General features: G+C 60.6%; 5 protein-coding genes. 3 read left to right on the forward strand and 2 right to left on the reverse strand.

Annotation, left to right across the window (positions count from 1 at the left end):
- Window positions 1–1,890 precede the first annotated feature (1,890 nt).
- Window positions 1,891–2,331, reverse strand: a complete 441-nt coding sequence (locus tag QMX78_RS18730; RefSeq protein WP_282272390.1) for a hypothetical protein — start codon at window positions 2,329–2,331, stop codon at window positions 1,891–1,893.
- Window positions 2,332–2,504: 173 nt separating this feature from the next.
- Here QMX78_RS18730 and QMX78_RS18735 point away from each other — a divergent pair, with 173 nt between their 5' ends.
- A complete protein-coding gene (locus tag QMX78_RS18735) occupies window positions 2,505–3,530 on the forward strand; it encodes an integron integrase (protein WP_282272392.1) in 1,026 nt (341 codons plus the stop codon).
- A 9-nt stretch (window positions 3,531–3,539) separates the two neighbouring features.
- Here the strand turns inward: QMX78_RS18735 and ilvD are convergent, their stop codons facing one another.
- Complete coding sequence (ilvD, locus tag QMX78_RS18740) at window positions 3,540–5,378, reverse strand: dihydroxy-acid dehydratase (RefSeq protein WP_282272398.1); 1,839 nt, start codon at window positions 5,376–5,378, stop codon at window positions 3,540–3,542.
- A 515-nt stretch (window positions 5,379–5,893) separates the two neighbouring features.
- Here ilvD and QMX78_RS18745 point away from each other — a divergent pair.
- Together QMX78_RS18745 and QMX78_RS18750 are read left to right on the forward strand one after the other, a co-directional pair.
- Complete coding sequence (locus QMX78_RS18745; RefSeq protein WP_282272394.1) at window positions 5,894–6,460, forward strand: DUF1190 domain-containing protein; 567 nt, start codon at window positions 5,894–5,896, stop codon at window positions 6,458–6,460.
- Window positions 6,461–6,464: 4 nt separating this feature from the next.
- Entirely contained in the window at window positions 6,465–7,652 is a 1,188-nt protein-coding gene (locus QMX78_RS18750) for a glutathionylspermidine synthase family protein (protein ID WP_282272396.1), read from the forward strand.
- Window positions 7,653–7,747 lie beyond the last annotated feature (95 nt).

A 7,747-nucleotide genomic window follows, 5' to 3' on the forward strand; every position in this document is an offset into this window, starting at 1 on the left:
GTACATCGAGATGTTTTACAACCCGACACGGCGACACGGTTCCAATGGCGGCCTGTCCCCGATAGAGTTTGAACGGCAGTACGCACTAAACGGCTGAAGAGTGTCTACAAAAGCCTGGGCGATTCAGTGCGAGCTCTTCACGCGGTGTCGTAGCGCAAGACGACAACAGCAGCAGAGCTGTCACATAAGTGAGGCGCTTACGCATACTTCCCCCTGAGAGCTAACGACAGAATTAAGCCGACCCGCGAAGCGGGTTCGGCTTGAATGAATAGTTAGAGCCCATTTTGCGCGCGAACACGGTCATAACAAGCACCACACAGAAGCTGGATATTTGCGAATTTTTCTGAGCAATCATTCCAGTCTCCGGATATGCCGCCTTCCGCGATGCGGACATCCTCGCATGACGAGCACCAAGCGTCGCCACGAGGTTCGCTTGCCCAGAAGAACCCAACGTTCTCGCCGGTGCTAAGTGTGGAAGCGAGGTGACAACAGACGAAGGTCTGTTCCTGCTCTCCGTGCACATGGCACTCGATTGTGCTTTTCATGGTCTCTAACTCCGGAATTAAGCCGACTCGCGAAGCGAGTTCGGCTTGAATGAATTGTTAGGGCCCACCCCGGACCCTGGAGAGCAGTTTATCCCTACGCGTCTCGAGCTGATCAGGGTGATGTGCGTACAAGCTTGGCCCCCATGTATAGGCAACCACCGTTGCCGCCTCTTGGTCCGAAAGTGCGCTGAGTGGTTTAGCGAACATGCGAGTGGATAGGGCGTTTAGGCCATGTCCCTGCCCGTTAAATACGAGAGTGGAGTACAACCCAAGAACCTTATCTTGGGAAAGGTGTAGCGAAACAAGCCGCTCCCAGAGAATGCTGCGTATGTGCCAGTTGAGCGTTCCTTTGCGCGGGAGAAGGCGATAGTGCAGCTGCCGGGCCACCATGGCGGAAGGCGATGCGCCTCCTTGTTGCTGCGCAATGATGTATGTGCGGATCTTGGGTGGAGGCGTGCGGTCTAGAGGGTCGGCCTTAGCCAAGATGGCTTGAATGTCATCTCGGTGGGGCCAGAACACCAAAGCGTCATAAGCCAAGAAGCCTAAAGCTGGCAGAAGTATGAGCGTAGCGAGAAGGGCGACTACGAACTTTGCGAGACGCTTCATGTGGGCCCTAACTCTGGAATTAAGCCGACCCGCGTAGCGGGTTCGGCTTGAATGAACTGTTAGGCCGCAGCCCGGTGTGTGACAAGCCAGCCTAATGCGGAGCTGACAAGCCCGCCCCAAATCACTCCGGTCGAGAAGCTCGTTCCGCTCAGGTATGCCACGGCAGCGCCAATGGCCGCGCCAACGAGAGCAAGCCAAGCTACCTTGCGCTTGCGCGAAAGGTACGTGGCCTCAATTGCTCGCTTCTGCCGAGCTTCTTCTTGGCGGTTTAGATCCGGCGCCAGAATGGCTTGTGCAATCGCGCCTGCTTGTGTCCTTTCCATCTTGCGAGAACTCCTGATAGCGGCCTAACTCTGGAATTAAGCCGCGCCGCGAAGCGGCGTCGGCTTGAATGAACTGTTAGGCGGCTGTGGCCCTTATCGCTCCCCGGGCCAATGCTGCCTTGCTTGTGCAACCCAATGCGAACCGATCATGCCACAGCTTGCGGGATGGAGCTTGCCCCAGAATCCTGGCCGAGCGCTACCGCCGAAGTGCGATGAAATGATTGCGGCAGGGTGGTGAGGCGTAAGACGAAGTGGCAGGCTTGCCGCTGCCAGGAACAGTTGGAACTGTTACCTGGAGCCGACCGGCGACTTGCCGATGTTGCTGCCGAAAGAAGAAGGGCCAGCCAACCAAACACACCGCCGCCTAACTCTGGAATTAAGCCGACCCGCGCAGCGGGTTCGGCTTGAATGAACTGTTAGGGGGCATGTTTGCCACGGTACCAGACGGTGACAAGCACGGTCACCAAGAAAATGACGGGGCCAATGCCAAAGCCGAGGATGTATTTGACACTGTATCCAATTGAGTTTTTCCCGGAAGCTACTGCGATCAGATGAGGAGAGCTAAGCGTCAGTGCTGCGACCACACCAAAAGCTAGTCCGGACCAGATTGAACGGGGAATTCTTGAAATATGAATGGAGCGGTACTTGAATAATAGCCACCACAGAGAAAGCAGCGAGTAGGTCATTAATACGACACAGCCCACTAGCATCCACAAGGCGACATTGGTTGGGCTGCGCGCGAGTAGAATTGCGGAAAAAAGCAAACCTACAGCGCAGATGATGGAGGTTGGTGCCAGAAGCACTGCCGCCTGAGCAGCAATGAGGATGTTGAGAAGACTTCGTACACCTCGCGACATCCAAGCCCCCTAACTCTTAGTAGACCGCCTAAAAGCGGTATAGAACCGAGTATGCCTACTTTCGGGCCGCTTTCAAGCCGGAAAATTCTCACAAAGAAACAACAGCTTGCGTGATTATGCGGCCTGCATCGCCATATCAAGCTCCAAGCTAATTACCGCTAGGAAGCCGTGATATGGAATACACCCCTGTCTCAGCGGGCGTAAAAAGCGCCAGACCCCCGCGGTTGCTTGATCAGGTGCGCCAGCAAATTCGGGTTCGGCATTACAGCTTGCGTACCGAGCAGGCTTACCTTGGTTGGATAAGGCGCTTCATCCATGCCAATGGCAAGCGCCATCCACAGGAGCTTGGCGCTACCGAAGTGGGAAACTTCCTGACCCATCTGGCGACGGTCGGAAACGTGTCGGCTGCCACCCAGAACCAGGCGCTGTCGGCGCTGCTGTTTCTCTATCGCGTGGTGCTGGACATGGAGTTGCCGCGGCTGGATCAGGTGGTACGTGCCAAGCGGCCGCGTCGTCTTCCGGTTGTTCTGTCACCGGACGAGGTTGCGCGGCTGCTGCAAGCCATTCCACAAGGGCAAACGGCAATGATGGCGCAGGTGTTATATGGAACTGGCATGCGCTTGATGGAGTGTGTTCGGCTTCGCATCAAAGACGTGGACTTCGGGCGGAACGAGATCTGCGTGCGTAGTGGCAAAGGCAACAAGGATCGGCGCGTACCGCTTCCGGTATCGTTGTGCGAACAATTGCTGCGACAGCGCGAACGTGTGTTGCTGGTGCATCGCGCGGATATCGACGAAGGAATGGGCCGCGTGCAGCTGCCGCATGCACTGGCACGCAAGTACCCAAATGCGAACGCTGAGCCAGGCTGGCAATACCTGTTCCCGTCTACCCGACTCTCTACCGATCCTCGAACCAAGGCAATCGGGCGGCATCACGTCAGCGAAGAGGCATTGCAGCAAGCGGTGAAAATGGCACGGGCGCTTGCAGGCATCACAAAGCCCGCAACCTGCCATTCCTTGCGGCACTCCTTTGCGACGCATCTATTGGAGGCCGGGCATGACATCCGCACTGTGCAGGAACTGCTTGGGCACAAGGATGTCACTACCACCCAGATCTACACGCACGTTCTCGGGCGTGGTGCAGGCGGTCTGCTTAGCCCCTTGGACCGGCTACCGGGAGTGCCGCCACTCCCGGTGTGAAGGCAGTGATCAGCCGTCCAGCAGCGCCTTGTCGCGCACGGCGCCCTTGTCGGCACTGGTAGCGAGCAGGGCATATGCCTTCAACGCGGTGGTGACCTTGCGGGGGCGTGCTTCGGCTGGCTTCCAGCTCTTGGCATCCTGCTCGCGGCGGCGTCGTGCCAGTTCGGCATCATCCACCAGCAGGTTGATGCCACGCTGTGGGATGTCGATCAGGATGCGGTCGCCGTCACGGACCAGGCCGATGGCACCACCGCTTGCGGCTTCGGGTGAGCAGTGGCCGATGCTCAGGCCGGAGGTGCCACCGGAGAAGCGCCCGTCGGTGAGCAGGGCGCAGGCTTTGCCCATGCCTTTGGACTTGAGGTAGCTGGTGGGGTAGAGCATTTCCTGCATGCCCGGGCCACCCTTCGGTCCCTCGTAGCGGATCACCACCACGTCGCCGGCCTGCACCTCGTTGCCGAGGATGCCTTTCACTGCGGCGTCCTGGCTTTCATAGACGCGGGCATTGCCTTCGAACACGTGGATGGATTCGTCCACGCCGGCGGTCTTCACCACGCAGCCATCGGTGGCGAGATTGCCGTACAGCACGGCCAGGCCGCCTTCGCTGGAGAACGCATGGGCAACGTCGCGAATGCAGCCTTCGGCACGGTCCACATCCAGCGACGGCCAACGTGTGGATTGGCTGAAAGCCACCTGCGTCGGGATACCTGCAGGACCAGCCTTGTAGAACTGATGGACGGCCTGGTCCTGGGTCTGGGTGACATCCCAATGCGTGATCGCCTCGCCAAGCGTGCGGCTATGCACGGTGGAGGCATCGGTATGCAGCAGGCCGCCACGCGCCAACTCGCCGAGGATGGCCATGATGCCGCCAGCGCGGTGCACGTCTTCGATGTGGTACTTCTGCGTGTTCGGCGCCACTTTGCACAGCTGTGGCACACGCCGCGAAAGGCGGTCGATATCGCGCTGGTCGAAGGCCACTTCTGCCTCCTGTGCGGCAGCCAGCAGGTGCAGGATGGTGTTGGTGGAACCGCCCATGGCGATGTCCAGCGTCATCGCATTTTCAAACGCTTCGAACGTTGCGATGCCGCGCGGCAGCACGTTGGCCTCCTCGCCGCCGTACCAGCGATGGCAGAGCTCGACGATCAGGCGACCGGCGCGCTTGAACAGCGCCTCGCGGTCGCTGTGCGTGGCCACCACGGTGCCGTTGCCAGGCAACGACAGGCCCAGTGCTTCGGTCAGGCAGTTCATCGAATTGGCGGTGAACATGCCCGAGCAGGAACCACAGGTTGGGCAGGCGCTGCGTTCGATCGCGGCCACCTGCTCGTCGCTGACCTTGTCATCGCCAGCAGCAACCATCGCGTCGATCAGGTCGAGTTTATGGTCAGCAAGCTTGGTCTTGCCGGCCTCCATCGGGCCGCCGGAGACAAACACCGCGGGAATGTTCAGGCGCAGTGCGGCCATCAACATGCCAGGGGTGATCTTGTCGCAGTTGGAGATGCACACCAGCGCATCGGCGCAGTGGGCGTTGGCCATGTATTCGACCGAGTCGGCGATGATCTCGCGGCTGGGCAGCGAATACAGCATGCCGTCATGGCCCATCGCGATGCCGTCGTCCACGGCGATGGTGTTGAACTCCTTGGCCACGCCGCCGGCTGCTTCGATCTCGCGCGCCACGAGCTGGCCAAGGTCCTTCAGGTGCACGTGGCCGGGCACGAACTGGGTGAAGGAATTGACCACCGCGACGATGGGTTTGTGGAAGTCGCCATCGGTCATGCCGGTGGCACGCCACAGGGCGCGGGCGCCGGCCATGTTGCGGCCAGCGGTAGAAGTTTTAGAGCGGTATTCGGGCATGGGGGCGAGCTGGAACGGGCTGGCAGAAGTGCAGTGCGATTGATTCTGCATCAAGTTCCCGGTTGCAGCTGCAACCATTGGTTTGCGGTGGTTTGAGGGTGGAATGGGGCGGTTGGTTGGGGCTTGAATGTTGCTTGGTGGGGGAGGTGGCGGAGCCACATCCAGAGCGAGGCAAAGCGGAGGCGGAAGCGGAAAGCACCCCTCCCCAACCCTGCGCGCAAGGGAGGGGGCTGTTTGCTGCGCTTGTTCAGGCCGCGAACGAGCCGCCTTTACCCCCTCCCTTGCGCGCAGCGCAGGGGAGGGCTGGGGAGGGGTGCTCTGGATTTTGATCTTCCAACACACCAGCAACGCCCACGCGCTGAATAGCTGCACGCGCAAAACCTGCCGAAACCCCAGTCACCCCAAGGCCTTTCCAGGCATCAGCTGAAAACCGATTCAGTTTCGGGAGGTTTCTGGTTTCCGCCTTGCAGCCCGCATCGGGCATTATTGGGGATCAAATTGACGGGGAACCGACCATGAAGCGATCCAAAGCCACCGCACTGGTGCTGATGAGCGCCGTGCCGCTGCTGCTGACCGCCTGCCAGAAGGAAGAAACGGTGCAGGTGCAGGAAGGGTTGTACACCTCGGTGGAGGCTTGCAGCGAGGCCACCGGCAATCCGTCCAGCTGCCGCGAGGCGTTTGCCACCGCGCAGCAGCAGTCGGCCGATGCCGCGCCCAAGTACGCCAGCAAGGAAGAGTGCGCCAAGGAATACCCGGCCGAGCAGTGCGTGCAGCAGCAGACCAGTGCCGGCACCTCGTTCATTGGCCCGATGATGATGGGCTTCTTCATGTCGCAGATGCTCAACGGCAGCCGTGGCGCCGTGGCCGCACCGCCGGCATCGCAGCCTGCGTTCAAGGACAAGGCCAATGGTTGGGCCAAGCCGGCCGCACCGGGCGGCACGGGCGGTTTGAACACCGGTAGCGGCATTGGTGCAGGCAAGGCTGGCCTGGCGCCGGTCAACGCCACCCCGAACCGCGCCGTCACCGCCAGTCGTGGTGGTTTTGGTGCGCGTAGCGGCGGCCGCAGCAGCGTCGGCGGTTGATGCAGTGAAGCGCGTTGCAATTGCCGAGCGTGGTAACTGGAAGGCCCGTGCTGCGGAAGCGGGCTTCCGCTTCCACACCATCGACGGTGCGCCGTATTGGGATGAAAGCGCGTACTACGCGTTTACCCTGCGCCAGATCGAGAACGATATCGAAGACCCCAGCGCCGAGCTGCACGCGATGGCGATGGATCTGGTGGGCGAGGTTGTGGGCAGCGATGCGTTGATGGCGCAGCTGGCCATTCCCGAAGCGTTCCGCGACTGGATCACCGAGAGCTGGCGCCGCCGTGATCCGCATCTATACGGTCGTCTGGATTTCGCTTACGACGGCAACGGTCCAGCCAAGCTGTACGAACTGAACTACGACACGCCGACCTCGCTGTACGAAGCATCGTTCTTCCAATGGCAGTGGCTGGAAGACCAACGTAACCGTGGCGCATTGCCGCAGCAGGCTGATCAGTTCAACTCCATCCACGAGACCCTGGTGGAGCGCTTCGCCGAGTTGACCTCGCGGCTGCCGCCGCCGCTGTATTTCAGCGCGGTGGGGGAGTCCGAGGAAGACCAGGGCACGGTAGCCTATCTGCGCGACTGCGCGGCACAGGCCGGGCTGCATGCGGCGGCGATTGCCATCGAGGACATCGGTTTGTCGGCTGATGGCCGCTTCACCGATCTGGATGACGTGGTGATCGGCAGCCTGTTCAAGCTGTATCCGCTGGAAGACCTGATGCGCGAGGAATTCGGTGCAGCCTTGCCGCGTTCGGGCGTGCAGTTGCTGGAACCGGCATGGAAAGCAGTGCTGAGCAACAAGGGCATCCTGCCGTTGTTGTGGGCGCGCCATCGCGGCCACCCGAATCTGCTGGAATCCTATTTCGACGATGGCAGTGCCTTGCCGGCCGGCTGGGTGCGCAAGCCACTGCATTCGCGCGAAGGCGCCAATGTAGCGATGCACATGAGCGACGGTAGCTGGCAGGAGAGCGAAGGGCCGTACAACGGGCCGAGCATTCGTCAGGCGTTCCATGCGCTGCCGGTGTTTGACGGCAACTACCCGTTGGTGGGTAGCTGGATCGTAGGCGACCGCGCCTGCGGCGTTGGCATCCGTGAAGACAACAGCCGCATCACCCGCGACAGCGCCCGCTTCCTGCCGCACGCCATCATTGATGATGCGCCGCAGGGCACGACCCGGATCTATCTGTAAGCGCTTGTTGTCTGAAATATCACTGTAGAGCCGAGCCATGCTCGGCTGAGGCTTTACCGGGTGACGCCCCTGCCGAGCATGGCTCGGCTCTACAT

It is taken from the genome of Stenotrophomonas sp. PS02298, from assembly GCF_029959445.1.
GTDB lineage: Bacteria > Pseudomonadota > Gammaproteobacteria > Xanthomonadales > Xanthomonadaceae > Stenotrophomonas.